Here is a 16,075-nt window from a genome sequence, read left to right as displayed (position 1 = left end):
CGGGGCGCGGCACCGGGGCCGCGCGGGATGAACGAACCGCCGACGGGCCGGCGGACGCTGCCGTCCGCTCGCCCGAACGCGCCCCCGGGCCGCCCGTGGTGGGTGGGCGGCCCGGGGGCGCGGTGGCGGTGGCGGGCGTCAGTCGCGTTCGACCTGCTCGCGCAGGACCTCGCCGCTGGCGGCGTCCACCTCGACGGACGTCAGGACCCAGGTGTCGTTGTTGACCACGTCGACGGACCACATGACCTGGTCGTTGTCGTCATGGTCGAGTTCCAGGCCGGTGACCGTGCCCTCGACCTTGTCGGTGGCGGCCTTGACGACCTGGTCCGGGGCCTGGGTGGCGTCGTTGAGGCGGTTGACGATCTCCTGCTTGTCGTCGGCGCTCTGGTCCTGCTCGGCCTGGGAGCGGAAGACCTTGCCGTTGACGGCGTCGATCTCGACGCGGTGCACCGTGCCGTCCTCGGTGGCGACCTTGGCCTCCCACTCGGGGGCGCCCGGCGAGGGGGCCGGGTTCGGGGTGCTCGGGCTGGCGGTGCCGGGGGTGGCGGTGACGTCGGAGGGGGTCGGCTTCAGCTCCAGGCCCACCAACTGGCTGTCGGGCACCTCCTGGATGGCCGCGTCGGCGGCCTTCTGCCAGGTCACCTTCGTCGCGTTGATCAGGTCCTTGCGCTCGGTCTGGTCCTCGCTCAGTGAGGCGGACGCCGAGGGTGAGGCGGAGGTCGCGGTGGCCGAGGTGGCGCCCGGGCTGGTGGGCGCCGCGGCGGCGACATCGGCACGGTCGGTTCCGCTGCTTCCGCAGGCGGTCAGCAGCAGCGCGGACGCGCCCAGCGCACAGACGGCGGCCAGGGAACGCACAGGGGGAAGACGTCGCAGAGAGCTCATACTGCTCCCGTAACCCCCTCGCCATACGAGCACACGGCACCCGCGCGGAAACCACCGGAATGGCCGGGTGGGGCGCCGCGCGGGAGACGGCTGACGGCTCAGGTGCCGTCTCCCGCGCGGCGGTCACCGGGGACGGTGGTCCCGGACCGGCCGGCCGGGGGCGGCCGGTCCGGGCCCGGGTCAGGCGAGTTCGACCAGGAGGTCGCCGCCCTCCACCTGCTGGATGCGGTTGATCGCCAGCCTGCTCACCGTGCCGTCCTTGGGGGCGGTGATCGCGGCCTCCATCTTCATCGCCTCGATGGTCGCGACCGTGGCACCCGCGGACACCTCGTCGCCCTCGGCGACCGCGAGGGTGACCACCCCGGCGAAGGGGGCCGCCACATGGCCGGGGTTGGCCCGGTCGGCCTTCTCGGTGACGGGGACGTCGGAGGCGGCCGCCCGGTCACGGACCTGGATGGGGCGCAGCTGGCCGTTGAGGGTGGCCATCACGGTGCGCAGGCCGCGCTCGTCGGCGTCGCCGATCGCCTGGAGCTCGATGAGCAGCCGGACGCCGGGGTCGAGGTCGACGGAGTACTCCTTGCCCGGGCGCAGGCCGTAGAAGAAGTCCTTGCTGTCGAGGACGCTGGTGTCGCCGAAGCTGCCGCGGTGGGTGTCGAACTCGCGGGTGGGGCCGGGGAAGAGCAGCCGGTTGAGGGTCGCCCGGCGGTCCTTGGCGAGGCCGGTGCGGTCGTCGGTGCTCAGTTCCTGGACCGGCTTGGGTTCGGCGCGGCCCCGCAGGGCCTTGGTGCGGAACGGCTCGGGCCAGCCGCCGGGCGGGGTGCCCAGTTCGCCGCGCAGGAAGCCGATGACGGAGTCGGGGATGTCGAAGCGGTCCGGGGACTCCTCGAAGTCCGCCGGGGAGACGCCCGCGCCGACGAGGTGCAGGGCGAGGTCGCCGACCACCTTGGAGGAGGGCGTGACCTTCACCAGCCGGCCGAGCATGCGGTCGGCGGCGGCGTACATCGCCTCGATGTCCTCGAAGCGGTCGCCCAGGCCGAGGGCGATCGCCTGGGTGCGCAGGTTGGAGAGCTGGCCGCCGGGGATCTCGTGGTGGTAGACGCGGCCGGTCGGGGCGGCCAGGCCGGCCTCGAAGGGCGCGTAGACCTTGCGGACGCTCTCCCAGTACGGCTCCAGGTCGCCGACGGCCTGGAGGTCGAGGCCGGTGGGGTGTTCCGAGTGGTCGGTGGCCGCGACGAGCGCCGACAGGGAGGGCTGGGAGGTGGTGCCGGCCATGGAGGCGACCGCTCCGTCGACGGCGTCGGCGCCGGCCTGGATCGCGGCGAGGTAGGTGGCGAGCTGGCCGCCGGCGGTGTCGTGGGTGTGGAGGTGGACGGGGAGGTCGAACTCGCGGCGCAGGGCGGACACCAGGGTCGCGGCGGCCGGGGCGCGCAGCAGTCCGGCCATGTCCTTGACGGCCAGGACGTGGGCGCCGGCCTCGACGATCTGCTCGGCGAGGCGGAGGTAGTAGTCGAGCGTGTAGAGCTGCTCGGAGGGGTCGGACAGGTCGGCCGTGTAGCAGAGGGCGACCTCGGCGACGGCGGTGCCGGTCTCGCGGACGGCGTCGATGGCGGGCCGCATCTGGCCGACGTCGTTGAGCGCGTCGAAGATGCGGAAGATGTCGATGCCGGTGGCGGCGGCCTCCTGGACGAAGGCGTCGGTGACCTCGGTCGGGTAGGGGGTGTAGCCCACGGTGTTGCGGCCGCGCAGCAGCATCTGCAGACACAGGTTGGGCACGGCCTCGCGCAGGGCGGCCAGGCGCTCCCAGGGGTCCTCGGCGAGGAAGCGCAGGGCGACGTCGTAGGTGGCGCCGCCCCAGCATTCCAGGGAGAGGAGCTGGGGCAGGGTGCGGGCGACGACCGGGGCGACGGCCAGCAGGTCCTTGCTGCGGACGCGGGTGGCGAGCAGCGACTGGTGGGCGTCGCGGAAGGTGGTGTCGGTGACGCCGACGGCGGGTGACGCGCGCAGCCAGGAGGCGAAGCCCTCGGGGCCGAGTTCGGCGAGCCGCTGCCGGGAGCCCGCGGGCGGTTCCCCGGCCGGCACCTCGGGCAGCTTGGTGAGGGGGTCGACGAGTTCGGGGCGTTCGCCGTGCGGCTTGTTGACCGTGACGTCGGCGAGGTAGGTGAGCAGCTTGGTGCCGCGGTCGGCGGAGTGGCGTGCGGTGAGCAGGTGCGGGCGCTGCTCGATGAAGGAGGTGGTGACGCGGCCGGCCTGGAAGTCGGGGTCGTCCAGCACCGCCTGGAGGAAGGGGATGTTGGTGGCGACGCCGCGGATGCGGAATTCGGCGACCGCGCGCCGGGCGCGGCCCACCGCGGCGGCGAAGTCCCGTCCCCGGCAGGTCAGTTTGACCAGCATGGAGTCGAAGTGGGCGGAGATCTCGGTGCCGGCGTGGGTGGTGCCGCCGTCGAGCCGGATGCCGGAGCCGCCCGGGGAGCGGTAGGCGCTGATGCGGCCGGTGTCGGGGCGGAAGCCGTTCGCGGGGTCCTCGGTGGTGATGCGGCACTGGAGCGCGGCGCCCCGCAGGGTGACGGTCTCCTGGGAGAGGCCGAGGTCGGCGAGGGTCTCACCGGCGGCGATGCGCAGCTGCGACTGGACGAGGTCGACGTCGGTGACCTCCTCGGTCACCGTGTGCTCGACCTGGATGCGGGGGTTCATCTCGATGAAGACGTGGTTGCCGTCGCGGTCGAGGAGGAACTCCACGGTGCCGGCGTTGCGGTAGCCGATCTGCCGGGCGAAGCGTACGGCGTCGTCGCAGATGCGGTCGCGCAGGGCGGGGTCGAGGTTCGGCGCGGGGGCGAGTTCGACGACCTTCTGGTGGCGGCGCTGCACGGAGCAGTCCCGCTCGAAGAGGTGCATGACGTTGCCCTGGCCGTCGGCGAGGATCTGCACCTCGATGTGGCGGGGCTCGACGACGGCCTTCTCCAGGAAGACGGTCTGGTCGCCGAAGGCGGACGCCGCCTCGCGGGAGGCCGCCTCGATGGCCTCGCGCAGCTGGGCGGGTTCCTCGACTCGGCGCATGCCTCGCCCGCCGCCGCCGGCGACGGCCTTGACGAAGACGGGGAAACCGACGTCGTCGGCGGCCCGGACGAGGGCGTCGATGTCGGTGGAGGGCTCGGAGGAGCCGAGGACGGGCACGCCCGCCTCCCGTGCGGCGGCCACGGCGCGGGACTTGTTCCCGGTCAGCTCCAGGATCTGGGCGCTGGGCCCGACGAAGGTGATGCCGGCCTCCTCGCAGGCCCGCGCCAGTTCGGGGTTCTCGGAGAGGAATCCGTACCCGGGGTAGACGGCGTCGGCCCCCGCGCGGCGCGCCGCGCCCACGATCTCCTCCACCGAGAGGTAGGCGCGCACCGGATGACCGGGCTCGCCGATCTCGTAGGCCTCGTCGGCCTTGAGCCGGTGCAGCGAGTTTCGGTCCTCGTGGGGGAAGACGGCCACGGTCCGGGCACCCAGCTCGTAGCCCGCGCGGAACGCCCGAATCGCGATCTCACCGCGATTGGCGACCAGCACCTTGCGGAACATTCTTGATCCCTTCAGCCTGCCGGTGACGAAGACCATCGTGTCGGTGGCACGTCCGGTACGCCATGTGAACCGGGCCACTCACCGGCGCCGGTCCCCGTCGTCCGCGCCGGTGGCCGGGTGCCGCGGGGGCGTCCGGAACCGGCGCGGGGGGCCGCGACGGGATGGATTCCCGTCGCGGCCCCCCGGAGCTGTTGCCCAGTGGGCGGCGGGCTATTCGGTGATCTTCAGGAGCTTGTTCGGGGTGCCCTCGCCGGGGTTGCCGATCTTGTCGGCGGTGGCTCCGTCGGTCAGGGCGGTGGCGACGGCGTCGGGCGTGGCGTCGGGGTGGCCGGCCAGGTACACGGCGGCCGCGCCGGCGACGTGGGGGCTCGCCATCGAGGTGCCGGATATCGTCTTGGTGCCCTGGTCGCTGTCGTTCCAGGCCGAGGTGATGTCGGAGCCCGGCGCGTACAGGTCGACGACGGAACCGAAGTTGGAGAAGTCGGACTGGGCGTCGTCCTTGGTGCTGGAGGCGACCGTGAGGGCCTCCGGGACGCGGGCGGGCGAGCCCTGGCCGGCGTCGGCGGACTCGTTGCCGGCGGCGACCGCGAAGGTGACCCCGGAGGCGATGGCCTTGGCGACCGCCGCGTCCAGGGCGGGGTCGGCGGCACCGCCGAGGCTCATGTTGGCGACGGAGGGCCCCTGGTGGTTCTCGGTGACCCAGTCGATGCCGGCGATGACCTGTTCGGTGGTGCCGGAGCCGTTGTCGTCGAGGACTCTGACGGCCACGATGCCGGCCTTCTTGGCGACGCCGTGCGCGGCTCCGGCGATGGTGGCGGCGACGTGGGTGCCGTGGCCGTTGCCGTCGTCGGCGGTGTCGTCGTCGTCGACGGCGTCGTAGCCGTGGCTGGCGCGGCCTTCGAAGTCCTCGTGGGTGACGCGGACCCCGGTGTCGATGACGTAGGCGGTGACGCCCTCGCCGGCCTGGTCGGGGTAGGTGTAGGCGGCGTCGCCGGCGGTGTCCTCCTGGTCGACGCGGTCGAGGCCCCAGGACGGCGGGTCGGTCTGGGTGGCGGTGGCGTGGAGGGTGCGGTTGGCGACGACCTTGCCGACGGCGGGGTCGGCGGCGAGGCGCTCGGCCTCGGCCTGGGTGAGGCCGGTCGCGGAGAAGCCGTCGACGGCGGCTGCGTAGGACCGGCTGAGGGTGCCGCCGTACTCCTCGGCCAGGTTCTTCTTGGCGGTGGCGGTGGTCTCCTCGTCGAGCAGGACGATGTAGCTGCCGGCCACGGCTCCTTCGGCGTTCAGGCCGTACACGGTGCCCTGGGCGGGTGTGTCGGCGTGGGCGGCGGGGGCCGCGAGGAGGGCGGCCGTGGTGGCGGCGGTCGCCACGAAGGTCGCGGCGGTGACCTTGAGTGCGCCGGTACGCATCTGGTGCGTCATGGAGAGGGGTCTCCTCGTCGTGGGGGGATGACCTCCGGCACGGCGTTGCGCGGAGGATGACGAGAAGAGTGACCAGTTGTCGCGGTCAGATCAATGGCGCTGCCGGCGGCCCCGGGTGACGTCCGGTCACATCTCCACAGGGTCCGCCCAAGTCACAGCCAACCCCGGGGAGAAGGCGCAGGTCGGGGGTTTGATTGAAGCGACGACCAGCGGCTGCGGGAACTGTGTGACCATCCCTTCATCCAACCCTCACGGGGGTGGGCGTTTTCGGGGACCGACCGGAGGTGTTTCGCGCACGGGTCGACCAGACAGTCGTTCGTTGGCGCATCTTTTCGATCACTACGGGTCAGCCCCGGTCAGACGCCCCCACATGCTTCCGTCACTTGCCTAACGTTCCGGCACCGGACAGCGCGAGAGCCGCCGCAGGGGTGGCCTCCGCCTGCTGTCGTCACAACTACGAGCAGAGGATGGGTCCATGGCGAGTGTGGAAGTGTCGCTGAAGGAAATCATGACCGCCATCGAAGGGTCCCTCGGGGCAGCCGTCGTCGACTACTCCAGCGGCATGGCCCTGGGCACCCTGGGCGGGGGCAAGGATCTGGACCTCACGGTCGCCGCGGCCGGCAACACGGACGTCATCCGGGCCAAGGTGCGCACCATGGAGCTGCTGGGCCTGACGGGGCAGATCGAGGACATCCTCATCACCCTGGGCGGGCAGTACCACCTCATCCGGCTGGTCACCGGCCGTTCGGGCAACGGGCTGTTCCTGTACGTGGTGCTCGACAAGTCGCGGTCGAACCTGGCGATGGCCCGCCACCAGCTCAAGCGCATCGAGGAACAGCTGGAGGTGTGATCCGCCGCCCGGGGTCCCGGCCGACGCATGCCCACGATGTGAAGACTTCTTCAAGTCACCACATCAACATGATCCCAAGTGGCGGATGTGCGCGGCTCCGGGCGAGAAGGATCGGCCCCGAAGGAAGACGCCGGGGCGGCGCGGCCGGGCGCCGCCCCACGGCACGGAACCCCCGATGCGGCAGGGAGAACGCGGCATGCAGGTCCCCCTCTATCAGGCCAAGGCGGAGTTCTTCCGCATGCTCGGACATCCGGTGCGCATCAGGGTGCTGGAACTGTTGCAGCACGGGCCGGTCCCGGTACGGGACCTGCTCGCCGACATCGACATCGAACCGTCCAGCCTCTCGCAGCAGCTGGCCGTGCTGCGCAGGTCCGGGATCGTCGTGTCGGTGCGGGAGGGGTCCACGGTGCGTTACGCGCTCGCCGGGGGCGACGTCGCCGAGCTGCTGCGGGCGGCGCGTCGCATCCTCACGGAACTGCTGGCGGGCCAGAGCGAACTGCTGGCCGAGCTCCGGCAGAGCGACGCGCCGGTGTCGGCCGGCCCCCCGGGGTGACGTGCGGGCACGCGGAGGGCTCCCGGGGCGCCGGGTGGTGTCCTGGGCGTCCCGGGAGCGACGGCGCGCGTGACCGCACCGGCCGGCGGCCCGGACCCGTCCGGGCCGCCGGTCAGCCGGTCAGCCGGTCAGCCGCGCAGCTTGATCCTGCTGACCGCGGCCACACCGAGCGCGGCCAGGGCGATCTGGATCAGCCATTCGACCCAGTCGACGCCCTTGGTGTCGGCGACCCCGAGCCCGGAGGCGATGGCGGTGCCGATGAACGCGGCGACGATGCCGATCAGGATGGTCCACAGGACCCCGATGCGCTGCCGCCCGGGGACGACGAGCCGGCCGAGCACCCCGATCACGATGCCGATGACGATTGCGCTGATGACGCCTGAGATCTCCATGAGCGGTCTGTCACCCCTCGGTCGTTGGTGTCATACAGGTGCCCGCTCGGCGGCCCGGCAGTCCCGGTCACGCCGCCCGGTACGCGTGTGGTGGGGCGGGCGGGACCGTGCGGACCGCCGGGTCGGTCAGACGTTGACGCCGAAGTCGGCGGCGATGCCCGCCAGTCCGGACGCGTAGCCCTGTCCGACGGCGCGGAACTTCCACTCGGCGCCGTGCCGGTAGAGCTCGCCGAAGATCATGGCCGTCTCGGTGGCCGCGTCCTCCGACAGGTCGTAGCGCGCGATCTCGGCGCCGCCGGCCTGGTTCACGACCCGGATGAAGGCGTTGCGCACCTGGCCGAAGCTCTGGCCGCGGTTCTCGGCGTCGTGGATGGAGACGGGGAAGACGATCCGCTCGATCGTGGGCGGCACACCGGCCAGGTCCACCTTGACCGACTCGTCGTCGCCCTCGCCCTCACCGGTGAGGTTGTCGCCGGTGTGCTCGACCGAACCGTCCGGGCTGCGCAGGTTGTTGTAGAAGACGAAGTGCTGGTCCGACGGCACCTTGCCGGAGGCGTCGAGGAGCAGCGCGGAGGCGTCCAGGTCGTAGTCCGTACCGGTCGTGGTGCGGACGTCCCAGCCCAGACCGACCAGGACCGCGGTCAGGCCCGGCGCTTCCTTGCTCAGCGAGACATTGCCGCCCTTGGCCAGGGAGATTCCCACGGTGTGACTCCTTCTCGGCGTGCGTGGTCGAGGCGCGGTGCGCGGCCCCGCGCCCTCGAATCTACAACACTGTAGAAAAAGCGGCGGGGCGGCCCGGGGGCCGCCCCTCTGGTGCGGGGCGCGCTCAGTCCTCGTCCTCGTCGTCGCCCTCGAAGAAGTCGCCCACCTCGTCGACGACTTCGGCCGCGACCATGCCGCCGACCACACCGACGGCGAGGCCCGCGGCGCCCGCCGCGACGACGGTGCCCATGCCCGGGCCGGAGCGGTGGTGCTCCTCGTGGTGGCCGCCGTGACCGGGCCCGCCGTAGGGGGCGCCGTGGCCGTACCCGCCATGGGAGGCCCGATGCTCGACCAGCGCGCGGATCCAGCCGTCGACCTCCGCGACCGGGTCGGCGAGGCCCTCGTGGGGCAGCGTGAAGCGGGTGAGCGCGTCGTGGCCCTCGGAGAACAGGCCACCGCGCTTGTCGGCCTCCAGGACCACCTCGATGCCGCCGGGGTGCGCCAGGAAGGTCACCTCGATCTCGTTGACCTGGTGGGCGTACTGAGGCGCCGGGGTGAGCTCGATCTCCTGGTAGAAGGGCAGCTGCTGCCCGGTGCCGCCGATGTGGCCGTACTCCAGGTCGGCGGACCGGAAGCCGAAGCCGAGCTGTCCCAGGGCCTCCAGGACCGACTCCTGGGCCGGCAGCGGCGCCACGGCGAGCGCGTCCAGGTCGCCCTTGTCCCGGGCTCCCGCCACCGACAGTTCGGTGCGCACCCCGAGCACGATGCCCAGCGGCTGCCCGTACAGCTCGGTGATCGGCGTCTCCCAGGGCAGGGTCACGGCGAACGGCACGTCGCGGTGCTCCCCCTCTGCGAGGCGGAAGCCGCCGCCGACGGTGAACCGCTCGAAGGCGACGACGCCCTCGCTCTCGCCCCCGTCGTGCTCGGCCTCGACCCGGGCCACCAGCTCCAGGGTGATGTGCTCGATGTCAAAGCCGGCGTTGCCGCCCTGGAGACGGACCTGCCCGGTGAGGGTGCCGCCGGGGCGGACGGGGGCCGGGTCGAGGACCGTGTCGACGGTGGGGCCGCCGACACCGAGCGAGCCGAGCAGTCGTTTGAACACCATGGTGGCGTCCACTCCTTACGCATACGTGTGCCACGAGAGGCCCGCTCCACCCGGGCGCGGGCCTTCTACAAACGCGTAGAGCATAGAACCGCGGAAGGCGATGAAAGGGCAGGTCGGGGCGTGTGGGCGGGGAACGGCCGAAAACCGTCCTGCCCGGCCCGCGGCGGCCGTTGCGGGTGATACGGGCGGTGCGGGGGCGACCCCGTGCGGCGGCCGGGGCGGGGCCACCCCCTTCCGCCACGACGCACCGTCGGCGCTCCCGTCGGCGGCGGGCGGGGCGTCGGAACCGGCGGCGGGTGTACCGGGACGCCCCAGGCGCGCACGCCGAGGAATACGCCGTCCTCGACCGGGCCGGCCGGCTCCAGCTCCCCGGGAGCCGTCCGCGGGAGTGGGGTCGGTGCTCGTGTTCGTGTCCGGGGCCCGGTGGTCGCCGAGGACGGCGATCACGGCGTCGGGGTCGCGGACAAGCCGCCGCTGTGTCCCGCCCTCCACGGCGTGCTCGGTGAGCGCGGCCGGCGCGGCGAGGACGGTCGCGGCGAGCAGCAGGGCGAGTCCGGCGGCGCCCAGGACCAGGCGGTGGTGGCCGGCTCCGCGCAGCACGGCGGGCATGCGTCTCCCTGCCACCCGACAGGCGCGCACAGTATGGTTCCGCCGCCACGGGGCGGGCCATCGTCCGGACGCCTTGGATCACCGGAAGGGTTTCCCGGGGCAGCCTGCAAATCGGGGAAAAGGTCCGGCAGTTGAGACGACTGCTCCATACTTCCCACTGAGACCCCAGAGGGGCATCACGCACAAAACGAACAGCGATTCGAGGGCTTCGTATGGCGCCACCGCTTTCCCGCAGCAGACCCGTCCGGCGACCGGAGACCGACACCAACCCGTGGCCCGCCACCAGCCTCCTCGGCGGCCTCCCCCGGGAGATCCGCGACGAGATGACCGGTCTCGGGCGCCGCGAGACCTTCGAGAAGGGCGAACGCCTGCTGCGCGAGGGCGAGCACGGATCGCACGTGTACCTGTTGCTCAGCGGCTGGTACAAGGTGGTGGCCCGGACGGAGGACGACCGCGAGGCATTGATGGCGGTCCGCACGGGCGGGGACATCGTCGGCGAACTGGCGTGCTTCGACGCGCTGCCGCGCGTGGCCACCGTGATGGCCGCGGGTCCGGGCGTCACCCGGCTGATCGGCCGCCAGGAGTTCAACGACTTCCTCGCCGCCCACGAGACGGTGGCCCGGGCCGTCATGCGGGTGGTGGCGGGCAAGCTGCGCTGGTCGACACGGCGGCGGCAGGAGTTCGGCAGCTGCCCGGTGGAGATGCGCATCGCCCGGGTCCTCGGCGAGCTGATGCGGGCCTACGGGCGGCCCGGGCCCGCCGGGACCGTCATCGGCGTGTCACTGACCCAGCCCGAACTGGCCGCCCTGGTGGGCGCGTCCGAGCCGAGCGTCCACCGGGTCCTGCGGACGCTGCGTGAGGAGCGGGTGCTCGACACCGGATACCGCAGGATCCTCGTCCGCGACGCGCAGGAGCTGAGCCGCATCGCCGGCACCGGCCCGGACGCGCCGCTGGTCACCTAGGAAACGCCGGCCGCTCAGTACCCGTCGTGGTGGTGGAGGTACAGGTGGCCGTCGTGCCCGTCACCGACGTCGTGACCGTGGCCGCCCGGGTGGTGCGGATCGAGGTGGTACGGATCGGGGTGGTGGGAATCGGGGTGGTGGGGATCGTGGGGGTCCGGATCCAGGTGGTACGGATCCAGGTGGTACGGGCCCGGGTCGTGCGGGTCCGGAAGGTGTGCCCCCGGATCGTGGGGGTCCGGGTGGTGCGGAGTGGCGTGGTGGGCATCGGACGGGTGCCCCTCGTGCCCCTCGTGCTCCCCCTGCCCCTCGTGGCCGGCGTGATGAGGGTCCGGCCGGTGCTGCGCGTCCCCGCCCTGCGCGTCGGCCCGGTGGCCGTCGTCCGGGCCCTCCCCCGGCCCGCCCTCCCCCGGCCCGCCCTCCCCCGGCCCGCCGTCCTCGTCGAAGCGGGCGTCGGAGGCGGCATGGGCGGGGCCGGGGCCGGTGCCATCCGCGCCGGGCAGGACCCACTCCCGCAGGGTGACACTGCGGGAGAGCACCGTGGCCGCCAGGTGCGCGGCCCCCAGGGCCGGGACGACGAACTCGCGCAGGGCCGTGCGCCCCGGTGAGTGTCCCCAGATGACGGGCTCGGTCCCGGCGTCGCGCGCGGGGGCCGACCGGGGCACGTGGAGCCAGGCGCGGCAGGCGAAGTCCTTGCCGGGGACGACCACGTCCGTCTGCCGGAATCCGGCGGACGGCAGCCGGTCGCCGTGCGGCAGGATCACCTCCCGGTACAGCTCGTCGGGGACCGCGAGCGCCAGGTCGCCGTGCTCCTCCGCCTCCAGGGCCCCGCGCACCACGTCGGCATCCACCAGCCGGTTGACGAGGACGACGCAGTCCCCCAGGTACCCGCGGTCCGCCCGGGACACCGCGCCGAGGCCGAGCGCCGCCCGCATGCGCAGCCGGCCGAACGCGCCCGGCGCCCGGTTGGACTGGTAGAGCCCGTCCCGCAGGCCGAGGACCAGCTCGGGCACGGCGCGCACGGCGTCGGTCCCGGCCGGGAACACCACCAACTGCCCGTCTCCCTGGAGCTGTTGCTGAGCCCGGACGCGCAGCACCCGGGCCCTTCGCAGGGCGTGCTCCACGACCAGCCGGAGCCGGTACTGCGCGTCCTCCTGCTCGGGGTAGCTGTGGCGGCTGTAGTGGCGCAGGTCCACGGCCAGGCACAGCCGTCTGCGGTAGCGGGCCATCACATCCTCGCGATCTCGTCGACGAAGTCGCTGAGGTCCTCGTCGGCGCCGCGCAACAGGGCGTCGACCTCCTTGAGTTCGGCCCGGCGCCGCTCGACCGCCTCCTCGCCCTGCTCCCGGGTCTCGCGCGCGGAGGCCACGCTGCGGGCGAGTTCCTCGATGCGTGACGTGAGTCCGCCGGTGACGGCCTCCCCGAGGGGTTTCATGGTGCTGTCGGCGAAGGACTGGGCGGCCTGCCGGGCCTGCGTGGGCGCTTCGAGCCGCATCTGGGTGGCCATCTCCCGGCCCACCGCCTCCCGCATCTTCTGTTCCATCCGGCCGCCCGCCGAGTGGCTCTGCCAGATGCCCTGGAGGATGAGTCCGCCGACCAGGGTGGGCAGTCCGAACGGGGTGAACATCCAGGCCATGGCGATGGCCAGGGTGGGCAGCAGGGTGCGCAGGGCCTCCCTGGCGCCGAACCGGGCACCCACCATGCCGCCCGCCACGCCGCCGATGACGAAGCCCCCGACCCCGGCGAGGAAGCGGGTCAGCGGGGTCTCCTCCTGGCGTTCGCCCGCCGCGGCCGCGCCGGTCGCCCCGTGGATCTCCACCCGGAGCCGGTCCAGGCGGGCCTCGAAGGACCCGAGTTCGGTGTTGAGGTGGGCGGCGATCTTCTCCAGGTCCTGCGCGATCACGGGTTCCAGGGAGTCGGTCACCCAGCGGGCCACCTTCTCCTCCATGGCCTTGGCCGTGCAGGCGGCGATCTCGCCGGCGACCTGCTGGGCCCGCTCGGGCACCTTGAACGGGTTCAGGCCCAGCTTGGTGGTGATGGGGACCTCGGCGGCGGCCAGCGGTGCCTCGTCGGCGACGGCGGCGAGGAACCCGCCGAGCAGCGTCTCGACCCGTTCCTGGAGCATCCGGGTCTGGTTGGCGAGGTCCATGGAGATGTGCGCGGCCCGCGTCTCCAGGTCCCGCAGCGGTGCCTGGGCGGCCTCCCAGCGCCGTTCCAGTTCACCGGCCTTGGAGTCCAGCATGGCGAGTTCGTGCGGGATGTTGCGGTCCAGCTCCCGGGTGAGGCCGCGCAGGGCGCGGGCCGGGGCGAGGAGTTTCACCTTGTGACGCTCGCTCACCAGGTACTGCTCCAGCGCCTGTTCGAGCGGGCCGACGCCGGAGCGCCGGAAGCCCGCGTCGTCCTGTGCGATTCGGGCCCGCAGGGCCGTCTTGCCGTCCACGAAGAAGAAGCGTCCCCGGTCCCGCTCCTCGCCCCGCAGGTCGGTGATGCGCTGCCGGGCCGCAGCCATCACCTCCTCGCGCTCGTGCTCGTCGATCGCGTCGAAGTAGGTGAACACGAAGAACGGGTCGTGGGCCTCGAGGTGCGTGGTCAGGAAGGCCGACTCGCTGATGCTCATGGGCGCGATGGCGTGCTGGAGGAAGATCACGGCGTCGGCCCTGCTCAGGTACGACAGGGTGATCTCGTCGCGGTGGTTGTGCTCGTTGAGGCCGGGGGAGTCGATCAGCACGACGTTGTTGCGGCACAGCTCCAGCGGCCACACCACCTCGGCCTTCACGTAGGGGCTGCGTTCGTCGGTGGCCTTGTTGTTGACGGTGATGAGGTCGATCAGCCGCTCGGGCGCCACCGACTCGGGCTGGACCGCGTCCTCCTTCCACAGGAGGGCGGCGGGCGGTTCGCCGAACCGGACCTCGGTGATGACGGCCGTCGCGGGGACCGCCTTGACGGGCAGCACCTGGGCGCCCAGCAGGGCGTTGACGAAGGTCGACTTGCCCCGTTTGAAGTCCCCCACCACCATCACGTGGAAGGCGTCGTTGTCGAGGCGTTCCAGCAGCGCGGTCACCGCGCTGCCGGTGCCGCCGTCGCCGATCTGTCCGGCGATGCCGCCGATCCGCCGGCCGATCCCCGTCAGCCGGAGCCGTTGCGCGGTGGCCGCGGCGTACCCGCCCTCTTCCACGGTCATGGTCGTCTCGTGTCCTCTCTGTGCCCTCGGCGTGGGTCAGCTCCGCAGCGCGCTGCGGATGCGTGCGGCGAGTCCGGCGGCGGAGCGGGACAGGTCCGTCCAGTCCGTGCCGGGCGTCGCGGGGTCGGCGGCGGTGCTCAGCGCGTCGCTCCACAGCAGGTGCGAGCGGTGGAGCCGGTCGAACGCCTCGTCGTAGACGCCTGACAGGACCTCGTCGGCCTGCCGGCGGAAGTGAGCGGTGCTCTCGTCCACCACGCGGACGAGGACGGCGTCGACCTCCCTGCGCTGCTGTTCGGTGGCGCTGCGGATGGACGACTCCGCGAGCAGCCCGCCGAGCAGGCTGAAGCCGACGCCGTAGACCATCGGCATGGGGGCGGCGCGGACGGCGGCGACGAGGTAGCCGACGACGGCGCCGCCCTGTGCGCCGACCCGGGTGGCGAGCCGGGTGCGGGAGAGGTTGCCGACCTCGCCGGAGATCTCGGGCTCGGCCGACAGGTGCAGGGCGGCCGGGGCGCTGCCGGGGGCGGCGTCGGGCAGCCACCGGGCCACCTCGCGGTCCAGGCGGGCGATGTCGGCGGAGAGGGCGGGGAGCAGGATGCTGCGTTCGGCGGTGCGCGCGAGGACGGACAGTTCGTGGCGCAGCCGGAAGGGCAGGTCCCGTTCCCACCAGACGCCGGGGTCGGGGGCCCGTTCGAGGTCCCAGCGCAGCCGTTCGACGAGGGCGTCGCGTTCCTTGCGGAGGTGCTCGTGGAACCGTTCGACGAGGGCGATGCGGCGGGACGTCAGGTCGATGCGGGCCTGCTCCCAGCGGTGTTCCTCGTCCGCCCGCCGGCCGCGGACCCGGTCCGCGGCCCGCGCGGCCTCCTGCTCGGACAGCCGGGCGGCGGCCATGGCCTCGGTGGCGATGCGGGTCAGGGCGTCGCAGTGGTCGGCGACCTGGGCGGCGATGCCGCGGTCCCGCCACGCGGCGCGTCCGCTGCTCTCGGCGTAGGAGTCCACCAGCTCGCGCAGGGCCCGCAGTTCGTCCTCGCCGCCGCCGGGCGCCGGGGCGGCGAGCACGGGCACGCCGGGCAGGTCGGACAGCCGGGCGCGGAGGTGGTCGAGTGCCTCCTGGCGGTCGTCGGCGTCGACCAGGTCCAGCATGGTGACGACGACGGCGGTGAACGGCACGTGACGGCACAGGACCTCCTCGTCGAGCAGGCGGCGTTCGCTGAGGCCCATCGGGGAGAGCGCGGACACCACGAAGAGCACCGCGTCGCTGCCGGCGGTGGTGCGCCGGACGAGCTCGAACCGGTCCGTCGGGCCGGCGTTGACACCGGGTGTGTCGACGAGTTCGAGGTCCCGTCCGGCGAGCCAGCCGTCGGGGACGGTGAGGTGGAGCGAGCGTTCCGGGGCTCCCCCGGCGGTCCCGGAACCCTCCGCTTCGGCGGGACCGGTCAGCCCTTCCCAGGGTGCGGCCCCGGGGGCCCCGGGTGCGGCCCGTTCCCCGTCCCCGTCGGTGCCGAGGCGCCGCCGTTCCCTGCGGCCGTCCGGCCACCGCACGGTCAGTGCCTCCTCGGGGCCCGGACGGACGGTGACCGGGCCGCGGGTGACCGGCAGCGAGCCGGTGGGCAGCAGGTCGCGGCCCATCAGGCGGTTGACGAGGGTCGACTTGCCCCGGTTGAACTCGCCCACGACCGCGACCCGGAACACGGGCCTGGCCCGCTCGACGGCGAGGGCGTCCAGGGCGTCACGGATCTGCTCCTGGCCGTGCCGGCCGGCCAGCCGGCGGGCCTCCCGGAGCCAGCCGGGGACGGCGGTGACGACGTCCGGGCCGGCGGGCGGGGGGACGGGGCGCGGGAGTGCGGGGCCGGCGTCGGGCCGGCGAG

The 16,075-nt window shown here is 73.1% G+C and carries 12 protein-coding genes; 3 read left to right on the top strand and 9 right to left on the bottom strand.

What is annotated here, in order from left to right:
* Nucleotides 1-138 precede the first annotated feature (138 nt).
* The 3 genes from G3I53_RS30795 to G3I53_RS30785 all read right to left on the bottom strand — a co-directional run bounded on the left by G3I53_RS30795 (nucleotide 139) and on the right by G3I53_RS30785 (nucleotide 5,856).
* A complete protein-coding gene (locus G3I53_RS30795) occupies nucleotides 139-882 on the bottom strand; it encodes a PepSY domain-containing protein (protein WP_164338933.1) in 744 nt (247 codons plus the stop codon).
* Between the two features lie 180 nt (nucleotides 883-1,062).
* Nucleotides 1,063-4,437: a pyruvate carboxylase gene (locus G3I53_RS30790; protein ID WP_164338936.1), complete on the bottom strand. Its 3,375-nt coding sequence runs from the start codon at nucleotides 4,435-4,437 to the stop codon at nucleotides 1,063-1,065.
* 210 nt (nucleotides 4,438-4,647) lie between these two features.
* On the bottom strand, nucleotides 4,648-5,856 hold the full coding sequence (locus G3I53_RS30785; protein WP_164338934.1) for a S8 family peptidase: 1,209 nt from the start codon (nucleotides 5,854-5,856) through the stop codon (nucleotides 4,648-4,650).
* A gap of 475 nt (nucleotides 5,857-6,331) precedes the next feature.
* Here G3I53_RS30785 and G3I53_RS30780 point away from each other — a divergent pair, with 475 nt between their 5' ends.
* Together G3I53_RS30780 and G3I53_RS30775 are read left to right on the top strand one after the other, a co-directional pair.
* Nucleotides 6,332-6,706, top strand: coding sequence for a hypothetical protein (locus tag G3I53_RS30780; RefSeq protein ID WP_031102064.1), 375 nt, complete (start codon nucleotides 6,332-6,334; stop codon nucleotides 6,704-6,706).
* Nucleotides 6,707-6,902: 196 nt separating this feature from the next.
* Nucleotides 6,903-7,259, top strand: a complete 357-nt coding sequence (locus G3I53_RS30775; protein WP_031102065.1) for a metalloregulator ArsR/SmtB family transcription factor — start codon at nucleotides 6,903-6,905, stop codon at nucleotides 7,257-7,259.
* A gap of 128 nt (nucleotides 7,260-7,387) precedes the next feature.
* On the opposite strand, the gene G3I53_RS30770 is transcribed toward G3I53_RS30775, so the two are convergent.
* The 3 genes from G3I53_RS30770 to G3I53_RS30760 all read right to left on the bottom strand — a co-directional run bounded on the left by G3I53_RS30770 (nucleotide 7,388) and on the right by G3I53_RS30760 (nucleotide 9,458).
* The gene (locus G3I53_RS30770; RefSeq protein WP_164338935.1) at nucleotides 7,388-7,651 is read right to left on the bottom strand and encodes a GlsB/YeaQ/YmgE family stress response membrane protein; all 264 of its coding nucleotides are present in this window, start codon (nucleotides 7,649-7,651) and stop codon (nucleotides 7,388-7,390) included.
* A gap of 126 nt (nucleotides 7,652-7,777) precedes the next feature.
* Nucleotides 7,778-8,353, bottom strand: a complete 576-nt coding sequence (locus tag G3I53_RS30765; RefSeq protein ID WP_031102067.1) for a TerD family protein — start codon at nucleotides 8,351-8,353, stop codon at nucleotides 7,778-7,780.
* A 124-nt stretch (nucleotides 8,354-8,477) separates the two neighbouring features.
* A complete protein-coding gene (locus G3I53_RS30760) occupies nucleotides 8,478-9,458 on the bottom strand; it encodes a sporulation protein (protein WP_031102068.1) in 981 nt (326 codons plus the stop codon).
* A gap of 821 nt (nucleotides 9,459-10,279) precedes the next feature.
* Between G3I53_RS30760 and G3I53_RS30755 the strand changes: the two genes are divergently transcribed.
* Nucleotides 10,280-11,029, top strand: coding sequence for a Crp/Fnr family transcriptional regulator (locus G3I53_RS30755; RefSeq protein ID WP_031102069.1), 750 nt, complete (start codon nucleotides 10,280-10,282; stop codon nucleotides 11,027-11,029).
* Between the two features lie 14 nt (nucleotides 11,030-11,043).
* Here the strand turns inward: G3I53_RS30755 and G3I53_RS30750 are convergent, their stop codons facing one another.
* The 3 genes from G3I53_RS30750 to G3I53_RS30740 form a co-directional block, all read right to left on the bottom strand.
* On the bottom strand, nucleotides 11,044-12,255 hold the full coding sequence (locus tag G3I53_RS30750) for a hypothetical protein (protein WP_164337387.1): 1,212 nt from the start codon (nucleotides 12,253-12,255) through the stop codon (nucleotides 11,044-11,046).
* Nucleotides 12,255-14,207: a dynamin family protein gene (locus tag G3I53_RS30745; protein WP_164337388.1), complete on the bottom strand. Its 1,953-nt coding sequence runs from the start codon at nucleotides 14,205-14,207 to the stop codon at nucleotides 12,255-12,257. The genes G3I53_RS30750 and G3I53_RS30745 overlap by 1 nt, the downstream gene beginning before the upstream one ends.
* 36 nt (nucleotides 14,208-14,243) lie before the next feature.
* Nucleotides 14,244-16,075, bottom strand: a 1,832-nt coding sequence (locus G3I53_RS30740; protein ID WP_164438988.1) for a dynamin family protein, incomplete at its 5' end; no start/stop codon positions are given.

It is taken from the genome of Streptomyces sp. SID14436 (assembly GCF_010548465.1).
In the GTDB taxonomy this organism is placed as follows: domain Bacteria; phylum Actinomycetota; class Actinomycetes; order Streptomycetales; family Streptomycetaceae; genus Streptomyces.
The sequence above is the reverse complement of the archived record's forward strand: the minus strand, read 5'-3'. Positions and strand labels throughout refer to the sequence as shown.